The sequence below is a fragment of the Nautilia abyssi genome (assembly GCF_055388085.1).
This window is the reverse complement of the sequence record NZ_AP042376.1, coordinates 1,293,916-1,310,287: the sequence shown is the minus strand read 5'-3', so window position 1 is coordinate 1,310,287 and position 16,372 is coordinate 1,293,916. Positions and strand designations below refer to the sequence as shown.

Sequence of the window (16,372 nt, the reverse complement as noted above, 5' to 3'; positions counted from 1 at the left end):
AAAGGCGTTGTCATGTATACCGCAAAAGAGATTTTAATTTCTCAGATAAAACCTGCCCTAGGCTGTACCGAACCGGCTGCCATAGCTTTAAACGCAGCATATTTAAAAGATCTTACTGATGTGGACGGGAAAATAAATTTGACTATCAATACCAATCTGTTAAAAAACGCAATGTATGTTCCTATTCCTAATACAGGCAGAAGATTTGGAGTTAAATTTGCTTTTGCTTTAGGACTTTTGTGCGGAAATAAAGAAAATGGACTGAATGTTTTTGAGACAGTTACCGAAGAATGTATAAAAAAAGCTGCCGAAATGGAGAAAAATATAAATCTTGAAATCGTAAAAGGCAGTGAAATTTTTATAAAAAGCTCTTATAAGGGTTATGAGGTTTTAACGAAGACGTTTCATGACAATATAGAAAATATAAAAACCCCAAAAAAGGAAATAAAACTTGTAAACAGACAGGAAAGTGCAGATACCGGTGTTATAGAAAAGTGGCTTAAAAATCAGGATTTCGAAGTATTATATGATCTTGTGGAAAAAGAAGATGATTTTTCTTTTATGGAAGATGTTATAAATATGAATATGAAACTTTCAAAAATCGGACTTGAAGAAGACTGTGCGCTTAATATCGGTAAAAGTTTTACAGGTGATGATGTAAAATCGAAAATTATTTCATATACCACAGCCGCTTCTGATGCGAGAATGGAAGGGGTTAATTTCCCTGCCATGAGTCTTGTCGGAAGCGGAAATCACGGTATAAGCGCAACACTTCCCGTATGGATATACGCCAGTGAAAAAGGATTTTCAAAACATGAGACTTTCAGAGCTTTGGCTCTTAGCATGTTAATTACGGTATATGTGAAACTTTTTATAGGCAGACTTTCAGCTATATGCGGCGCCGCATTTGCAAGCGGATGCGGTGTTGCCGGGGCAATATCATATCTCGAAAGTAAAGATAGAAACATCTCAAAAAACGCCGTATCGTATCTGATACAGACAATAAACGGAGTAATTTGCGACGGTGCTAAAATGGGATGTTCTTTAAAAGTAATGCTTGGGGCTCAAAGCGGATATGAAGCTGCTGTTTTTGCATTGGAAAACAAGCCGGTTTTCAGTGACGGTATTTTAGAAGAAAATATAACAAACAGTATTAAAAATCTTAAAAATGTCTCAGATGCAATGAGCGGCGTTGATGATGCGATTGTCAATGTAATGAGAAATAAAGTTATTTAGAGAGTTTAAAATATCTGCTTTTGAGCAGACTCCTTACCGTTATGATTTTTTTATTGTTAAATTTATAAAGATATGCGTAAATGTGCCGGCCTAAAAGTTTATAATATATATAATCAACAAGTTCGGTGCAGTAATATTTATTATTAGTCAGACTGATTTGAGTATCAAACTCTATTTTTTGTTTTTTTAAACTGTTAATAATTTTTTTTAATTTTTTTTGGTTTATCTTAAACAAAGGTTCTAAAATCACATAAGATGATGCAAGAGACAGGAATGATTTTAAAGGCACTATTTTTAAATTTTCGCCTTTTTTTTCATATTCGATATTGCAGACGTAAGGTTTTTTGTTTTTAATAATGATAATACCGGAGTGGGAATATCCGCAGGGATCAATTTGAGAGAAAAGATTGCTTAATATGTTTGATTCTTTTCTAAGGATGATATCTCCCGTTTTTAATACAGGATGTGCGTATAAAAAACAGAAAAGGAAAGTAAAAATTATTTTTTTATATTTACTTTCCATCCGTCTTTCGTTTCTACTACCGGAATGCTTTCATTGGTTACTTTTCCGTTAGCCAGAGTCTCTTTTAAAGTAACAAGAGCTTCTTTGCCGTTTTTTTTCACACCCACAACTTCTACGGATTTTAAGTTTTCACCAATTTTTTTCAGACATTTAGGCATATCGTTGTTCATTTCTTCCTGTGAACACTTCATAGCCATTGCCAGGGTGAAAAGCTCTTTTGTGGAATCTGTGGAATACTGTTTGAATGCGTTTGTGTCTCCATTAATAAATGAAGAAATGAATTCTTTTGCAGCGGTTTCAGGCGAATTTTTTTTGCTGCACCCCGTAAAAATCAATACGGCTGTAAATAATACAGCCAATAGCCCCTTTTTCATTCTTTCTCCTTTTATTTAGTAGAATAAAAATTATATCTAAATATTGACTAACAGTAAAAATATAATTATAATAGCGTTATATCTGAAAATATATAACGAAAGGGTTGAAAATGAAAAAATTTATTTTGCTTTTAATATTTGCATTATCCTCATATGCTTCACAGTTACTTGTTGCCGCTGCCGCAAATACGACATATGCAATGCCTGATATTATTTCGGCTTTTAACAAAAAATATCCGGATATAAAAATCAGACTTATTTTGGCAAGCAGCGGGAAGCTTACGGCTCAGATTATACACGGTGCTCCATATGATGTATTTATGTCTGCTAATATGAAATATCCCAATGTGCTGTATAAAAAAGGATTTGCAAAAACAAAACCGGTAATTTATGCAAAAGGTGCCATTGCGCTTTTTAGTGTTAAAGATATGGATTTACATGATTTTAAACAGGCTTTGTTAAACGCGAAACTTATCGCTATAGCCAATCCTAAAACGGCTCCTTACGGAAGGGCTGCAGTGGAGGCAATGAAAAATGCCGGTATTTACAATCAGGTGTTAAACAGACTTGTATATGCCGAAACAGTGACCGCCGTAATTCCTTATACAATTAATGAAGCGGATGTGGGTATTGTTGCAAAAAGTTCCCTTTTCTCGCCAAAAATGAAAAAATATAAAAATTTTGCGGAAGTTCCTGCGAATTTATATAAACCTATAAATCAGGGTATAATTCTTTTAAATAAAAGTAAAGACGCGCAAAAATTTTATAATTTTATTTTATCCGACACAGCCAAAAAGATTTTTAAGAAGTACGGTTACTTGGAATAAAAGGAGATAAGTGAACAGATTAATTGCCGAGGTTTTTGAAATTCAGTCATTAGAAAGAGTGAATTTAATAAAATTCAAACTAAATGAACAGATAATAAATGTTTTGATTCTTGAAATGAACCTGAATCTTAAAGTAGGAAAAAAAGCTGAACTTTTGATAAAACCTACGGCAGTAAGTGTTCTGAAAAACAGATGTGTGTTTGAAAATGTGCTTTCGGCAGAGTTAAAGGATGTAGAAAAAGGAAAAATTCTTTCGAGAATAACGGTGGATGTAGAAGGCTTTGCCGTAGAATCGATTATGATAAAAGAACTGGCTGATTTTGAAGGAAGTGAAGTTTATATAGCTTTTAAAGCCAATGAGGTAGCCATTTCGAAGGTTTTTGAATGATAGATTTTACACCTTTTATACTCTCTTTTAAACTGGCTTTTTTCGTAACGCTGATATTATTGATAATAGGCATTCCTTTTGCTTGGTATTTAAGTTCAACCAAAAGCCGGTTTAAACCCGTTCTTGAAGCAGTAAGCGCACTGCCGATTGTTCTTCCTCCGTCAGTGCTCGGGTTTTATCTGCTTGTATTTCTTTCTCAAAGTTCTCCGATCGGAAAATTTGTATACGAATATTTTCATATAAGGCTGGTGTTTACGTTTGAAGGGCTTGTAGTCGCCAGCTGTATTTATTCGTTTCCTTTTATGATTCAGCCTCTTCAAAGCGGATTTGAACATATTCCGAAAAACATAATAGAAGCGTCTTATTTAAGCGGAAAAGGTAAAATAACAACTTTATTTAAAGTAATGCTTCCTAATATGAAAAATTCTTTAATGACGGCTATAATCATTACGTTTGCCCATACTGTAGGGGAATTCGGTGTTGTTTTAATGGTGGGCGGATCAATTCCCGGTAAAACGCAGGTGGCGAGTGTGGCAATATACGATTATGTGGAAACCCTGGATTATCACAATGCCCATATCTACAGTGCGATTATGCTTGGAATCAGTTTTATGGTACTGCTGTTTGTTTATATATTTAACGAAAAAAACAGAATAAAGGTGTAGTTTGATAAAAGTGTCTTTAAAAAAAGAGTTGCACGGGAGCAGCGGAAATATGGAACTTGTATGTAATTTCAGCATTAAGTCCGGGGATTTTTTGGCTGTTACGGGACCCAGCGGAAGCGGAAAAACGACTCTTTTAAGGATTATTGCCGGTCTTGAGGACAGTGAAGGTGAAATTTTAATTGAAGATGAGGTCTGGCTGGATAAAAAAACAAAACTTCCTCCGCAAAAAAGAGGAGTGGGATTTGTTTTTCAGGATTTTGCCCTATTCCCCAATATGAAAGTTATTGACAATCTTCTTTATGTAAATAAAGATAAACAGCTTGCACAGGAACTTCTGGACATGGTTGAATTAAACGAGCTTAAAAACAGATATCCTGCAATGCTCAGCGGCGGACAAAAGCAGAGAGTGGCATTATGCAGGGCTTTAATGAGAAAACCTAAAATTCTTCTGTTGGATGAGCCGTTTTCCGCACTTGATATGGAAATGAGAGAAAAACTTCAAAGAGACGTTTATAATTTTCATCAAAAATTTAATTTAACCACAATTATGGTGTCCCATTCTCCGAGTGAAATATACAGACTTGCCGATTTTGCGATGCTTTTGAAAAACGGTAAAGTAGTTAAATTCGGCCATCCTTCCGATGTTTTGCTTAAGACAAGCGGTTCGGCGAAATTTTCTTTTGAAGGTAAAATATTGGATATAGTAAAAGAAGATGTGATTCATATCGCCGTTGTAGAAATCGGGGAACAGATTGTTGAGGTTGTGATATCTTACAATGAAGCCGAGAATTTTAATGTCGGAGACAGAGTTGTGGTAGGAACAAAAGCTTATAATCCTTATATTAAGAAAGTGGATAAGTAGGTAAGTTGTGAAGGGTTGTGATATGATGGAAAAAGGTAAAAGGTAATTAATAGTGTCTGGCGCTATATAAAAAAGTGTAAGAGGTATGGCTTTTAAATAAAAAAAGAAAAAGAAAATTATTCTAAAAGTTTTATGGCGATTTCAGTAAGGGCGTTTCTGTAAATTTTTTGTAAATCAACCCATGCAAGTGCTTCATGCGGCAGTACCTGCTGCAGTCTGTAAAGTCCACTGTCCTGTTTTTCTATTGTAGAATATGTCTGGTGTAAATCGCCTAATAAAAACAGTTTGCTTCCTTCACTCATTCTTGAGAGTATCATACTCATATATTCCCTTGTGATAAGCTGTACTTCGTCAACAATCAGTACTTCTCCTTCAAGAATTGATACACCCTGAATCATATTTAAAGGAATAATTTCAAATTTTTCAAAAAATAGCTGGGATTTTATAGAGTCATATGTCTGACCTTTGAGATCCCGGTACAGGAAATTAAGCGCGCTTAAAAACCCTCCCGCCCATTCAAGCATTTTTTCATCTTTGCTTCCCGGCAGAAACCCTATATCATAATCGCTGCTGATACCAATAGGAGGCCGGGTTATGAATATTTTCTTTTTGGTTAGACTCAAAGCCGTGGCGGTTGCAAGCAGGGTTTTGCCGCTTCCGAATCTTCCTGTTATAAGACTAGCAGGTGCTTCTACCATTGCATAAACGGCGCATTTTTGGTAGATATCCAGAGGTTCAAAAATTTTGGCGTTTTTTATTCTTATTTTTGAAGTTTCTGGAATGTTGTCAATTCTTTCAATACCTTTATAAGGATTGTAGCAGTATGCCAAGTCTCTTTCGTTCATTTCATCGTAGGTAATTATAAAATCCCAGTATTTGAGTTCGTAGCTGTGTTTTTGTTTTATGTATTCAATTACATCTTTTGCAGGTTTGATACCTATAAAATGACCGTATTCAAAATTTTTGTCTTCTATTAAAATATTTTACTCCTTATTTCATTTTCATTGAGAAATCTTTAAATGTGGCCTGATGGATTATAGCTCCGCTGCTTACGGCGTCTATCCCGGTTTGAACGTAGTTTTTAATGTTTTCAAGAGTTACGTTTCCGCTCGCCTCGAGTAATATGCCTTTATGGTTTTCGTTTCTGTAATTTACAACCTTTTTAATCTCTTCGAAGCTCATATTGTCGCACATTACGATATCAGCTCCCGCCTGCATGGCTTCTATTGCCATTTCTACGGTTTCCGCTTCTATTTCTATTTTTGTGGTAAACGGTATATTTTCCCTTGCGGTTTTTACGGCTTCTTCTATAGAGTTAAATAGTGCAAGGTGGGTGTCTTTTAGCATCAGACAGTCATCAAGTCCTAATCTGTGGTTGGTTACGCCTCCGCATGCCGCCGCATATTTTTCAAATACTCTCAGTCCCGGTCTTGTTTTTCTGGTATCGAGAATATTTAGCTTTCCGTCTGTCAGTTTTACAAACTCATAAGCGTTGCTGGCAATTCCGCTGGCGTGCTGGAGGATATTGAGCATGGTTCTTTCTATTGAAAGAATATCTTTGGCATTTCCGTAAATTTCAAGGATAATATCGCCATGTTTATAAAAATCACTGTCCCGAAAATAAAAATCAAATTTAATATCCGCCAGTTCGCTTAAATGTTTTATATATTCAATTCCCGCAACTACTCCTTCGCTTTTTGCCCTGATTATGGCGGTTGCGTTTTTATCTATCAGACTTCTGGCCAGATCTCCTCTTCCGATATCTTCGCTTAACGCATTTTTTAAAAAATCCACTATCTGGTATTTCATCAGGTTCATGACAGCTCCATCATTCTTTGAAGTGCGGTTTTTGCGTATTTTGCAATTTTTGGGTCCACTTCGATTTTATTGTAATCTTTCCCTTCGTCTATCGCTTTTAAAAGTTTATAAAGTTCTTCCAAAGTCGTTTCATTCATTGAAGGACATTCCGGTTTTGTGGAACTTAATACGTATATATTAGGATTTATTTCGTTTCTCATTCTGTTTACGAAATTAAATTCAGTCCCGATAGCCATAGGAGTTGTAGGGTTTTCTTTTACGTAATTCAGAATCTGGGAAGTGCTTCCGGCAAAATCCGCAAGTTTTACCACTTCGGGAGAGCATTCCGGATGAACTACGATTTTGATATCGGGAAATCTTTCTTTGTAAAATTCCACATGTTCGGGCATAAAGAGCTGATGAACGCTGCAGTGACCGTCAAAACATATCATAGTGGCATCCTGCCAGTTTTCTTCTCCGATAATAGCTGAGGTTATACCGAGTCTGTTTGCGATGTTTCTTCCGAGGTTTTTATCAGGAAGGAAAAAAATTCTTTTATTTTGGGCGAGGGCCCATTCGATTATTTTCTGTGCGTTTGAGCTAGTACATGTAAGTCCGCCGTTTTCGGCAACTATGGCTTTTGTTTTGGCTGTTGAATTTATATATGTGATTGGTATAAAATCTATATTGTTTTCTTTCAAGGTTTTTATATTGTTTTCCACTTTAGCCTCTTCTGCCATTCTGGCCATGGAACAGTCGGAAAGGCGAGGCATGTATACGTCAATATCGGGATTTAAAATTTTCGCACTTTCTCCCATAAATTTAACCCCGCAAAATATTAGCGGGTTTTTAAGTGAACTTGTTTTTTTGGCAAGTTCCAGACTGTCGCCTGTAAGATCTGCTAAATCAAATATTTCGTCTTTTTCATAATAATGCGCTGCTATGGTTATATTATGTTTTTTTATAAGCTCTTTTACTTTATTTAGCATTTAGGTCCTTTTTATGCGTATGTAAACAGTGATTACTTTATAAAAATTATATTATAATTTCACAAAAAAGGAAAAACATGTCACCGTTAATATGGTATTTAATAGCTTATTTGGTAGGAGGAATTCCGTTTGGATATCTAATAGCTAAATATTTTGCAGGGATTAATATAAAAGAACAAGGAAGCGGCAATATAGGTGCTACAAACGTGCTTAGGGTTTTGAAACAGACTGATCCTGCCAAAGCAAAAAAACTTGCTGCGGTTACTCTTTTGCTGGATGCTTTTAAAGGTGCGGCCGTTATACTTGCGGCTAAAATGATGGGAGTCTGTCCGGCTACTCAATGGGCGATAGCTGTAATTGCGGTAATAGGCCATTGTTTTTCCCCTTATCTGAAACTTGAAGGAGGAAAAGGCGTGGCAACAACTGCCGGCGTTCTTTTGGTGCTTGTGCCAAAAGCTGTGCTGGTAGCTATTGTTGTATGGTTTATTATGGCTAAAACGGTTAAAATATCTTCACTGAGTTCTCTAAGCGCGATAATCGTAGGAATTGCGAGCACTTACGTTTTATATCCTGATCTTCCGATACATTCTCACGCTCCATTAATTATTATCGGATTTATCGTTCTTTATAAACATAAAGACAATATATACAGGCTGATTATCGGGGAAGAAAAAAGAGTAATATAAAAATGGAGAATTGAGAATTGAGAATTGAGAATAATTATAAAATATTAATTGAAAATTTGGAATTTAAGGCTATAATCGGAATATTGCCCGAAGAGAGGGAAAAAACGCAAAAAGTTTTAGTAAATGCGGAAATTGAATATGAAGGCAAAAACAATTATATAGATTATGCCGAAGTATGCGATTTAATTGAAAAACTTATGATTGAGAGGAAATTTCTGCTTATAGAAGACGCCATGGAGGCTATAGAAGCTAAACTTCTGGAGAAATATCCTCAAATGAAAAGCCTTGAACTTCATATAAAAAAACCTGAAATTTTAAGAAATGCTTTAGTGGGAGTGAAAATCTTAAGAAAATATTAATTTTTTGATATAATTTTTTCAAGTATTAGGTTTGGGGTCGTATTCGGCCGCTTGCCGAATACGAAATAAAGGAGAGAGTGTGAGACTTCTTGTGATTGAAAAAGACGAAACATTAAATCATCTTATTACTAAATCTCTTGAAGAAGTCGGTTATAAAAGCGATGAGGCTTTTACCGTCAGAGATGGTAAGTATTTTTTGGATGTCAGACATTACAATTTGGCAATTATAGACGCCGATTTCGGTTTAAGCGAAGTGTTTAAATTTATCGATTATGCTAAAGAGATATATCCTCTTATTAAAATAATCGTTATTTCAAACGATCAGTCCGTAGAAACCGAAATAAAAGTTTTAAAAATGGGGGCGGATGATTTTATAAGAAAACCTCTGAATTTTGATCTGTTAATTACAAGAATAAACGTAGCCTTAAGAAGCGGTAAAGAGTCGCAAATTAAAATAAAAGATCTGATTATTATAAAAGACGAAGAAAAAATTATTTACAACGGTAAAGAAACATATCTAAAAGGCAAGGCTTTTGAAGTATTTACACATTTGGCCAGATATCCTAACCAGGTTATATCAAAAGAGCAGCTTTTAGACGCCATCTGGGAGGAGCCGGAGCTGGTAACTCCGAACGTTATAGAAGTTGCTGTAAATCAGATACGTCAAAAGGTTGACAAAGTTTTTAAAATTGATACAATTAAGACCATTCGCCGCAGAGGCTATAAATTTTGTTATCCAAAGGAGTAGCATGTCTTTAATGATTAACGATGAATGCATTGCATGTGATGCTTGTGTGGACGAATGTCCAAACGGCGCAATTGAGCCTGCAGATCCAATATACGAAATAGACCCGGACCTTTGTACGGAATGTATAGAACACGGAGGAGAGCCTCAGTGTGTACAGGTATGTCCTGTAGATGCTATAGTGCCGGATCCGGATAATCAGGAAAGCGCGAAAGAACTGAAATTAAAAGCGGAATTTATTCATAAAGATGAAGAAGAGTAATGGCTAAAATTACGGCTGTAATAGATATAGGTTCTAACTCGGCCAGAATGGCTGTGTTTAAAAAAACCAGCCGTTTTGGATTTTATCTTCTAAGGGAAGAGAAATCCAAAGTAAGAATCAGCGAAGGCGCATATGAAAACGGAGGGAATCTTCAGGATTTTGCAATTGAAAGAGCCATAAAAGCTTTAAAAGAGTTTCTTTTAATTGCAAAGTCTTTAAAGGTCAGAAAAATTTTAGCCGTAGCCACCTCGGCCGTAAGGGATGCTCCTAATAAAAGTGAATTTTTAGCAAGGGTCAGAAAAGAACTCGGCATAAATATAAAAGTGATAGACGGAGATAAAGAAGCGTTTTTCGGAGGAGTCGCCGCAGCAAACCTCTTATATGAAAAAAACGGAGTAACCATAGATATAGGCGGAGGTTCAACTGAACTTGCCTTAATTAAGAAAAAGCAGATTCAACAGACTATTTCACTGAAACTCGGAACGGTAAGGCTTAAAGAGCTTTATTTTGACAAAGGCGATATTGAAGGCGCCAAAAAGCATGTAAGAAAAGAGATAAAAAGACTTGATGAGGCGTTTAAACAGAATAAAGTTTTCGGAATAGGCGGTACTATAAGGGCGCTTTCTCAGGTAATAATGAAAAGAATAGAATATCCGCTGGATATACTGCACGGATTTACCTACGATACCAAAGAACATATAAAATTTTTAAAGTCGCTTATTAAAATGAAAGATGAAGAACTCCTTAAAATAGGAGTAAAGCCCGAAAGGCTTGACGTTATAAGACCCGGAGTGCTTATTTTCACGGAGTTATTGGACTTTTTAGAAGCCAAGCAGGTTATTACAAGCGGTGTGGGTGTGAGAGAGGGTGTTTTTTTGACGGATCTGCTCAGACACGACAACTACAAGTTTCCAGAGAATTTTAATCCCTCGGTCAGAACAATTATTGACGTTTATCAAATAAATACGAAACTTTCTTCATATGAAACGAAAATAGCTTTGGAACTGTTCGATTTATTAAAAGACGAATTTGAACTGGATGAGAAATATAAGCTTCATTTAACCTATGCCATTAAACTTTCGCGTGCGGGTGAGCTTATAGATTTTTATGAAGCGCATAAGCATACCGATTATATACTTTTAAACTCTCTTCATTACGGTTTCAGGCATTGTGACAGGCTTCTAATGTCAAAAATCATCCGCTTTTATAAAAGAAAAAAAATAAAAAAAAGAGAAATTGAAAAATATAAATGTCTGCTTCCTCAAAAGAATATTATTGAAAAACTCTGTAATATTTTCTGGGTTGCTAAACTTGTAAATATTAATCTGTCAATGCCGGAAGTGGCTATCAAAAAAGAAAAAAACCGCATAATAATAGAAGGTGAAAATTTATACCTTGCAAAAGAAAGAAGCAAAACAAGAGAACTGTTTTTCGAACTTATAATAAAAGAAAAAGGCATAGAATGAAAAAAACGCTTTATTTGATCCCTTTGGCTTTTTTAGGGTGCAGCGTTTCTGATACTACGGTTAAGGTTAAGGAATTTACCAAATGTTACGTGCATCAGATGCCGGCTCCTTTTTGGGTGTGTTATCAGTCTTCGTTTTTGAGTGTGGGAAAAGTCCATTCCGAAAAGCTTAACCGTTTAAAGCAGGAAGAAGCTTATTCCCTGGGTGTTAGCGAGCTTATATCCAAGCTTCAGAGTAAAACGAAGCTTTTTTTAAGAAAACTCGGAATAGAAGATAAAAAAATAGATTCGGATATAAAAGATTATGTTATTTTAAACGCTCTTCAGGGCGATACCTGGTACAATAAAAAAGAGCAGATGATATATGTGCAGGTTAAAATAGATAAAGAAGGGTTTAAAAAATTTCTTTTTAACAGATATAAAAAAATAGATAAGAAAGTTTTACAAAGCGCATTTGATGAAACCTTTTGATTTTATAATAATCGGAGGAGGTATCGCCGGACTTTTAAGCGCGTATGAGCTTAGGGATTATAATACTCTTTTAATAGATGAAAACGGAATACTGACTTCCGGAGCAAGTGCGGCTGCGGGAGCGTTTTTGTTTCCTAAAGTCGGATTTGACACCGCATATACAAGATTTATAAACCAGGCGATTGTTGATTCTCTAAAATTTTATGAAAAAGAAGGTATAGATACGCATAAAATTGGCGTAACAATTCTGCCAAGAGATGAGAGGGATATAGAAAAATTTAAACAGTATGAAAAAGATATTAGGCTTCCATATGAAAAAAGATACGGAGGATTTTTCTTTAAAGAAGGAGGGGTGGTTTTCCCTGAAGAGGTAAGAGAAAAAATTAAAGTAGATTTTGAAATCAAAAAAATTGACAAACTGGAAAAAGAAGGCTGTTTTTGGAAAGTAGGAGGATATACTGCCAAAAATGTAATTCTGGCAACCGGGCATAAAACGGTAATAGATATCCCTTATATAAATATCCGTCCTATCTGGGGAGAAAGAATAGAAGGAAGAGGAGAATTTAGAATTGAGAATGAAGATGGAATAAAAGAAGATTTTCTGCCTTGCCATTTTCATAAAAACTGTTCGTTAACCGAAGTCGGAGGAATTATCAAAATAGGTGCGACTCATAAACGAAACTGTCCGGAATGCAAAGAGAATGAAGAAGAAGCTTATGAGCTGATAAACAAGGCAAAAGAGATAGTTGATATTAAAAATTTTGAAATATCAAAAATTATAGGCGGATTTAGGGCTGCTAGTGTTGATTATTTTCCTGTGGTTGGTAAAATTATAGATGTAGATAAAACTATGGAATCAAACCCTAAAATAGTTAAAGGAGAGGTTCCAAAGTTTATTAGTTATTTAGAAGGCCTTTATATTATCAACGGTATGGGCGGCAGAGGTTTTTCTAACGCATATTACTGTGCCAAAGCTTTAAAAGAGCATATTGTCGGAAATAAAGATTTGGGTATTTTAGATACAAAAAGAGTTTTTATAAAATGGGCCAGAAAAAAAGGCGAAGAGTACTTAAAGGAGAAAAATGTTAAAAGTTAAAAACGTAACGAAGCAGTTTGGTGGAGTCGTGGCGATTAAAGATGTTAATTTTGAAGTCAAGCAGGGAGAAATATTTGCACTCGTAGGTCCTAACGGTGCCGGTAAAACCACTCTTTTTAATATCATCACAGGGGCGTTTGAACCTACCAGCGGACATGTTTATTTTAAAGATGAAGAAATTACCGGGCTTAGTCCTGTAAAAATCGTGGAAAAAGGTATTGCCAGAACATTCCAGAATATCAGACTTTTTAATTCAATGACTGTACTTGAAAATGTTTTAATTGGATTTCACAATCATATCGAGTATACGTTTTTCGAAGCTGTTTTCAGACTGCCTAGATTTTTCTCTCAGGAAAAAGTTCATAAAGAACTTGCAATGGAAATTTTGAAATTTTTGAAAATTGACAAATATGCAAATCACAACGCAAAAGCACTGAGTTACGGTAACCAGAGAAAAGTGGAAATTGCAAGGGCTTTGGCGACCGAGCCTGATTTACTGCTTTTAGACGAACCGGCAGCCGGTATGAACCCTAAAGAGACGGACGAACTTGCTGATACCGTATTCAGACTTAGAAGCGAAAAAGAAAAAACAATTCTTTTTATCGAACACGATATGAAATTCGTTCAGAAGATTGCAGACAGGGTAATGGTTCTTGATTACGGTAAAACAATTTTCGAAGGAAAACCTGCCGATATGATGAAGGATGAGACGGTAATAAAAGCTTATTTAGGAGATATCGATGTTGAAGGTTAAAAATTTAAAGGTAAAATACGGTGTTATTGAGGCGGTTAGAGGAATTGACTTTAATGTAAAAGCGGGTGAAATTGTCACTATTATCGGAGCTAACGGAGCGGGTAAAACTTCTACACTTAGCGCTATTTTCAACCTGGTTAAAAAAGAGGGTGAAGTAAGGTTTGTAGAAGGCGATATATCTAAACTTTCAACTGACAAAATAGTTAAACACGGAATGGCTTTGGTTCCTGAAGGAAGAAAGATTTTTATTAACTTAACCGTTGAAGAAAATCTTAAAATCGGAGCATATACGAATGAAGAGAATTACGAAACTCTAAAAGAAGAAATGTTTAGACTTTTTCCAAGACTTAAACAAAAAAGAAACAACTACGGAGGAAGCCTGAGCGGTGGTGAGCAGCAGATGCTGGCAATTGCAAGGGCTTTGATGAGTGAACCTAAAATGCTGGTACTTGACGAGCCGTCCCTTGGTCTAGCGCCTATAATCGTAAAAGATTTATTCGGGATTTTAGTGGATTTAAACAAAAACGACGACGTTACAATTCTTTTAGTAGAGCAAAACGCTGCGGCTGCTCTTAAAATCGCCGATAGAGCGTATGTTATGGAAAACGGTTCTCTTGTTATGGAAGATGAGGCAAAAGCCCTTCTTGCAAGTGACGAAATTAAGAAGAAATACCTCGGAGGTTAATTTCTGTTTAAAATTTCTCCGATTTTTTCTCTCATCCATTTACCCATTTTCATGTTATGATAAGCCCAGCTTAAATACTGCATATCTATTTCGGCTACATCTTCTATTTTCATGCCTTTATATTTGCCAACTCCGAATTTAAACTCCATAGGTTCATCCAGGTTTTCAAGGTGATGTTCTATTGAATATCTCACATCCGGGTCAAGATCCGTGAGGCTCAGCATATATTCTATATAATCCGGATCGTTTATAAGAACGTCTTTTATTTTTTCAAATTTGTATTTGCCCTGATAGAATTTATCGTGAAGAACCGGCTTTGTAGTCAAATCAGCAAGCTCTTCAAAGCTTTTATCGAAGTTTTTTACCAGGTATTCAAACAAAAGACCTAAAACTATTACATCTCCGAGTGCGTCGTGTGCGTTAATCTGGATATTGTATTTTTCGCATATCTCTTTTTCTTTTTTATAAAGTCCCAGTGCGTATCTGTTATACTGAAGTGAAAACTTGCCTTCCGGAATTAAATGTTTCAGAACCCTAAATGTGTCTACAAGTTTGAAAAACGAGTTAAAACCTTCTTTTTTAAGCATATCAAGGTCAAATTTGGCATTGTGTATTACAAGCAGGTTTTCGGGTGAATTAAGCTCTTTTAATCTTTTATATGCATCGGTGTGTTTTATTAAAGGCTTGTCTTCGACCATTTCGTTCGTAATGTGATGAACGGCCATTGCCTCAAAGCTGATTGGAAGAGGTGGCTTTACAAGCTCGTCGTGTATTTCTTCGATTTCAAGGTTTTCGTTTAAAACCAGATAGCTTAACTGTATTATTCTGTCTTCTTCTTTGTTTCCGGTTGTTTCAGTGTCAAGTATTATTATTTTCATCTATTTCCTTAATAAGTGGTATTTTTATTATGTATCCGTCGTCTTTGTTTAAAATCTCGAAATAAGGAGATTTTATTGTTTTATGCGGTTTGGTTTTTATGCCAATTTCTATAATCTGATATTTTTTATCGTTGATTTTAATATATTCGCCGACGTTTATTTTTGTTGAAATTATAGCTTCTTTTTGGTTTTCAAGCATATCGAAAATTATATCTAAAAGAGCCTTTTTATGTACAAGAATCGTAGGTATCGAAGGGTCGAACATGGTTGTAATGGTTATGTTTTGTTTAAGAGTGGAATATTCTATTGCAAAATTTAAAAGCATGGAAAGGTCTATTTCTTCTAATTCTGTTAATTCTATCGAATGGGTGTTTGTGTTTATAAAAAATCTTATTCCGACGTTGGTATCGTCTTTATAGCCTATACTGTAGCCGTTAAATTCGAAATCTTTGAATTTAACGTGTTTAAACTCCGTTTTTATTCCTGGATTAGCGGGAGCGTTGTTTATCACAAATTCGTAAACTTCTTTTTTATTGACGTACGACAGAAAAATTTCCGCTTCCTGATTGCAGTATTGTATATGTCCTTTTTCATTGAATATAATAAGCGGATTTATATCGTATTCGCACCAGAATTCAAACATTTAAAGCCTTCATTTTTTTTGTTAAGGTAACTCGGTTTATTTTGAGATGGTTTGCTATTTGAAGTTTGCTTTTATATTTGGTCTTTGCCGCTTTAAAAAGGGCTTTTTCAAAATTGTTCAATTCTTCTTCATAAGTGAAGTCTTCATTTATATTTTCAAAATAATCAGTTAAAATTTTATAAACTTCCTGTTTGTTTTCAGGCAGAAGGAATTTTGAAAAGATCTGCCTTTTTAAAGAATTTAGGTTTTCGCTTATATCCGGATGTTCAATGTGAATGTTTTTGCTGATTTTTAACTCTTCTTTTGCCTGCTGTTTAAATAAGTCTATAAAATCGTAAATATCTTCCGGGTGTTCTTTTAGAGGTTTTAATTCTATATCCATAGTGAAATATTTTTTTAAAATTTCTTTGTTTAAAGGCTGCGTTCCGGTAGCTATTAAAAAGTTGTTTTTAAATTCAAGTACCGGATTTTTATCGAAATCTTCCAAGATAACGGGGTTTATTGTGGGGGTTTTGGGATTTATTACGGCATTAGGCGCTATATATTTGGCGAGAAAGGTTTTGCCGACTCCCTTTTCACCCCATATATAGACGTTTATTTTGAGCTGTTTACACATGTCGGCGATGTTTTTTATTTTTTTTAAATATTCCGAAGTTGCTAAAAACAT

At 35.2% G+C, this 16,372-nt stretch carries 22 protein-coding genes; 14 read left to right on the top strand and 8 right to left on the bottom strand.

Annotated features, from left to right (window positions below):
- Positions 1-12: 12 nt before the first annotated feature.
- Positions 13-1,236 (top strand): L-cysteine desulfidase family protein, encoded by a 1,224-nt coding sequence (locus ACZ5EP_RS06780; protein ID WP_464508493.1) that lies wholly within the window; start codon positions 13-15, stop codon positions 1,234-1,236.
- On the opposite strand, the gene ACZ5EP_RS06775 is transcribed toward ACZ5EP_RS06780, so the two are convergent.
- Positions 1,229-1,759, bottom strand: a complete 531-nt coding sequence (locus tag ACZ5EP_RS06775; protein WP_464508492.1) for a YiiX/YebB-like N1pC/P60 family cysteine hydrolase — start codon at positions 1,757-1,759, stop codon at positions 1,229-1,231. The two genes, ACZ5EP_RS06780 and ACZ5EP_RS06775, sit on opposite strands and share 8 nt — an antisense overlap.
- On the bottom strand, positions 1,735-2,133 hold the full coding sequence (locus ACZ5EP_RS06770) for a DUF4878 domain-containing protein (RefSeq protein WP_127679293.1): 399 nt from the start codon (positions 2,131-2,133) through the stop codon (positions 1,735-1,737). The genes ACZ5EP_RS06775 and ACZ5EP_RS06770 overlap by 25 nt, the downstream gene beginning before the upstream one ends.
- A gap of 110 nt (positions 2,134-2,243) precedes the next feature.
- Between ACZ5EP_RS06770 and modA the strand changes: the two genes are divergently transcribed.
- Genes modA through ACZ5EP_RS06750 form a run of 4 tightly spaced genes read left to right on the top strand, consistent with a single transcriptional unit; the run spans position 2,244 to position 4,875 of the window.
- Complete coding sequence (gene modA, locus ACZ5EP_RS06765; protein ID WP_464508491.1) at positions 2,244-2,960, top strand: molybdate ABC transporter substrate-binding protein; 717 nt, start codon at positions 2,244-2,246, stop codon at positions 2,958-2,960.
- 10 nt (positions 2,961-2,970) lie between these two features.
- Positions 2,971-3,348, top strand: a complete 378-nt coding sequence (locus ACZ5EP_RS06760; RefSeq protein WP_464508490.1) for a hypothetical protein — start codon at positions 2,971-2,973, stop codon at positions 3,346-3,348.
- A complete protein-coding gene (modB, locus tag ACZ5EP_RS06755) occupies positions 3,345-4,013 on the top strand; it encodes a molybdate ABC transporter permease subunit (protein WP_464508489.1) in 669 nt (222 codons plus the stop codon). Before ACZ5EP_RS06760 ends, modB begins: the two co-directional genes overlap by 4 nt.
- A 1-nt stretch (position 4,014) precedes the next feature.
- Positions 4,015-4,875, top strand: coding sequence for an ABC transporter ATP-binding protein (locus ACZ5EP_RS06750; protein WP_464508488.1), 861 nt, complete (start codon positions 4,015-4,017; stop codon positions 4,873-4,875).
- A gap of 116 nt (positions 4,876-4,991) precedes the next feature.
- On the opposite strand, the gene ACZ5EP_RS06745 is transcribed toward ACZ5EP_RS06750, so the two are convergent.
- The 3 genes from ACZ5EP_RS06745 to nadA form a co-directional block, all read right to left on the bottom strand.
- Complete coding sequence (locus ACZ5EP_RS06745) at positions 4,992-5,720, bottom strand: PhoH family protein (RefSeq protein WP_127679300.1); 729 nt, start codon at positions 5,718-5,720, stop codon at positions 4,992-4,994.
- A gap of 145 nt (positions 5,721-5,865) precedes the next feature.
- Positions 5,866-6,684, bottom strand: a complete 819-nt coding sequence (nadC, locus tag ACZ5EP_RS06740; RefSeq protein ID WP_464509640.1) for a carboxylating nicotinate-nucleotide diphosphorylase — start codon at positions 6,682-6,684, stop codon at positions 5,866-5,868.
- Between the two features lie 5 nt (positions 6,685-6,689).
- Complete coding sequence (nadA, locus tag ACZ5EP_RS06735) at positions 6,690-7,661, bottom strand: quinolinate synthase NadA (protein ID WP_464508487.1); 972 nt, start codon at positions 7,659-7,661, stop codon at positions 6,690-6,692.
- A 77-nt stretch (positions 7,662-7,738) separates the two neighbouring features.
- Here nadA and plsY point away from each other — a divergent pair, with 77 nt between their 5' ends.
- The 9 genes from plsY to ACZ5EP_RS06690 all read left to right on the top strand — a co-directional run bounded on the left by plsY (position 7,739) and on the right by ACZ5EP_RS06690 (position 14,184).
- A complete protein-coding gene (gene plsY / locus ACZ5EP_RS06730; RefSeq protein ID WP_127679304.1) occupies positions 7,739-8,347 on the top strand; it encodes a glycerol-3-phosphate 1-O-acyltransferase PlsY in 609 nt (202 codons plus the stop codon).
- 17 nt (positions 8,348-8,364) lie between these two features.
- Positions 8,365-8,706, top strand: coding sequence for a dihydroneopterin aldolase (locus tag ACZ5EP_RS06725; RefSeq protein ID WP_464508486.1), 342 nt, complete (start codon positions 8,365-8,367; stop codon positions 8,704-8,706).
- A 79-nt stretch (positions 8,707-8,785) separates the two neighbouring features.
- Positions 8,786-9,454 carry a homeostatic response regulator transcription factor HsrA gene (gene hsrA, locus ACZ5EP_RS06720; protein ID WP_127679306.1) on the top strand — a complete coding sequence of 223 codons (669 nt, stop codon included), beginning with the start codon at positions 8,786-8,788 and terminating at the stop codon, positions 9,452-9,454.
- Between the two features lies 1 nt (position 9,455).
- A complete protein-coding gene (locus tag ACZ5EP_RS06715; RefSeq protein ID WP_127679307.1) occupies positions 9,456-9,713 on the top strand; it encodes a YfhL family 4Fe-4S dicluster ferredoxin in 258 nt (85 codons plus the stop codon).
- Complete coding sequence (locus ACZ5EP_RS06710; protein WP_464508485.1) at positions 9,713-11,179, top strand: Ppx/GppA phosphatase family protein; 1,467 nt, start codon at positions 9,713-9,715, stop codon at positions 11,177-11,179. Before ACZ5EP_RS06715 ends, ACZ5EP_RS06710 begins: the two co-directional genes overlap by 1 nt.
- Entirely contained in the window at positions 11,176-11,649 is a 474-nt protein-coding gene (locus ACZ5EP_RS06705; RefSeq protein ID WP_127679309.1) for a hypothetical protein, read from the top strand. The genes ACZ5EP_RS06710 and ACZ5EP_RS06705 overlap by 4 nt, the downstream gene beginning before the upstream one ends.
- Positions 11,636-12,745: an FAD-dependent oxidoreductase gene (locus tag ACZ5EP_RS06700; protein ID WP_464508484.1), complete on the top strand. Its 1,110-nt coding sequence runs from the start codon at positions 11,636-11,638 to the stop codon at positions 12,743-12,745. Before ACZ5EP_RS06705 ends, ACZ5EP_RS06700 begins: the two co-directional genes overlap by 14 nt.
- On the top strand, positions 12,732-13,499 hold the full coding sequence (locus ACZ5EP_RS06695; RefSeq protein WP_015902335.1) for an ABC transporter ATP-binding protein: 768 nt from the start codon (positions 12,732-12,734) through the stop codon (positions 13,497-13,499). The genes ACZ5EP_RS06700 and ACZ5EP_RS06695 overlap by 14 nt, the downstream gene beginning before the upstream one ends.
- Complete coding sequence (locus ACZ5EP_RS06690; protein ID WP_127679311.1) at positions 13,486-14,184, top strand: ABC transporter ATP-binding protein; 699 nt, start codon at positions 13,486-13,488, stop codon at positions 14,182-14,184. The genes ACZ5EP_RS06695 and ACZ5EP_RS06690 overlap by 14 nt, the downstream gene beginning before the upstream one ends.
- Here the strand turns inward: ACZ5EP_RS06690 and ACZ5EP_RS06685 are convergent.
- Genes ACZ5EP_RS06685 through ACZ5EP_RS06675 form a run of 3 tightly spaced genes read right to left on the bottom strand, consistent with a single transcriptional unit; the run spans position 14,181 to position 16,372 of the window.
- Entirely contained in the window at positions 14,181-15,062 is an 882-nt protein-coding gene (locus ACZ5EP_RS06685) for an exonuclease domain-containing protein (RefSeq protein ID WP_464508483.1), read from the bottom strand. The two genes, ACZ5EP_RS06690 and ACZ5EP_RS06685, sit on opposite strands and share 4 nt — an antisense overlap.
- Complete coding sequence (locus ACZ5EP_RS06680; protein ID WP_127679313.1) at positions 15,043-15,705, bottom strand: hypothetical protein; 663 nt, start codon at positions 15,703-15,705, stop codon at positions 15,043-15,045. The genes ACZ5EP_RS06685 and ACZ5EP_RS06680 overlap by 20 nt, the downstream gene beginning before the upstream one ends.
- A complete protein-coding gene (locus tag ACZ5EP_RS06675; protein WP_464508482.1) occupies positions 15,698-16,372 on the bottom strand; it encodes a P-loop NTPase family protein in 675 nt (224 codons plus the stop codon). Before ACZ5EP_RS06675 ends, ACZ5EP_RS06680 begins: the two co-directional genes overlap by 8 nt.

What these genes read in the sequence shown, in the direction of transcription:
- ACZ5EP_RS06780 (WP_464508493.1), top strand. Translation starts at nt 13, where the DNA reads ATGTATACCGCAAAAGAGATTTTAATTTCTCAGATAAAACCTGCCCTA.
- ACZ5EP_RS06775 (WP_464508492.1), bottom strand. Translation starts at nt 1,759, where the DNA reads ATGGAAAGTAAATATAAAAAAATAATTTTTACTTTCCTTTTCTGTTTT.
- ACZ5EP_RS06770 (WP_127679293.1), bottom strand. Translation starts at nt 2,133, where the DNA reads ATGAAAAAGGGGCTATTGGCTGTATTATTTACAGCCGTATTGATTTTT.
- modA (WP_464508491.1), top strand. Translation starts at nt 2,244, where the DNA reads ATGAAAAAATTTATTTTGCTTTTAATATTTGCATTATCCTCATATGCT.
- modB (WP_464508489.1), top strand. Translation starts at nt 3,345, where the DNA reads ATGATAGATTTTACACCTTTTATACTCTCTTTTAAACTGGCTTTTTTC.
- ACZ5EP_RS06745 (WP_127679300.1), bottom strand. Translation starts at nt 5,720, where the DNA reads ATGAACGAAAGAGACTTGGCATACTGCTACAATCCTTATAAAGGTATT.
- nadC (WP_464509640.1), bottom strand. Translation starts at nt 6,684, where the DNA reads ATGAAATACCAGATAGTGGATTTTTTAAAAAATGCGTTAAGCGAAGAT.
- nadA (WP_464508487.1), bottom strand. Translation starts at nt 7,661, where the DNA reads ATGCTAAATAAAGTAAAAGAGCTTATAAAAAAACATAATATAACCATA.
- plsY (WP_127679304.1), top strand. Translation starts at nt 7,739, where the DNA reads ATGTCACCGTTAATATGGTATTTAATAGCTTATTTGGTAGGAGGAATT.
- ACZ5EP_RS06715 (WP_127679307.1), top strand. Translation starts at nt 9,456, where the DNA reads ATGTCTTTAATGATTAACGATGAATGCATTGCATGTGATGCTTGTGTG.
- ACZ5EP_RS06710 (WP_464508485.1), top strand. Translation starts at nt 9,713, where the DNA reads ATGGCTAAAATTACGGCTGTAATAGATATAGGTTCTAACTCGGCCAGA.
- ACZ5EP_RS06705 (WP_127679309.1), top strand. Translation starts at nt 11,176, where the DNA reads ATGAAAAAAACGCTTTATTTGATCCCTTTGGCTTTTTTAGGGTGCAGC.
- ACZ5EP_RS06700 (WP_464508484.1), top strand. Translation starts at nt 11,636, where the DNA reads ATGAAACCTTTTGATTTTATAATAATCGGAGGAGGTATCGCCGGACTT.
- ACZ5EP_RS06695 (WP_015902335.1), top strand. Translation starts at nt 12,732, where the DNA reads ATGTTAAAAGTTAAAAACGTAACGAAGCAGTTTGGTGGAGTCGTGGCG.
- ACZ5EP_RS06690 (WP_127679311.1), top strand. Translation starts at nt 13,486, where the DNA reads ATGTTGAAGGTTAAAAATTTAAAGGTAAAATACGGTGTTATTGAGGCG.
- ACZ5EP_RS06685 (WP_464508483.1), bottom strand. Translation starts at nt 15,062, where the DNA reads ATGAAAATAATAATACTTGACACTGAAACAACCGGAAACAAAGAAGAA.
- ACZ5EP_RS06680 (WP_127679313.1), bottom strand. Translation starts at nt 15,705, where the DNA reads ATGTTTGAATTCTGGTGCGAATACGATATAAATCCGCTTATTATATTC.
- ACZ5EP_RS06675 (WP_464508482.1), bottom strand. Translation starts at nt 16,372, where the DNA reads ATGTTTTTAGCAACTTCGGAATATTTAAAAAAAATAAAAAACATCGCC.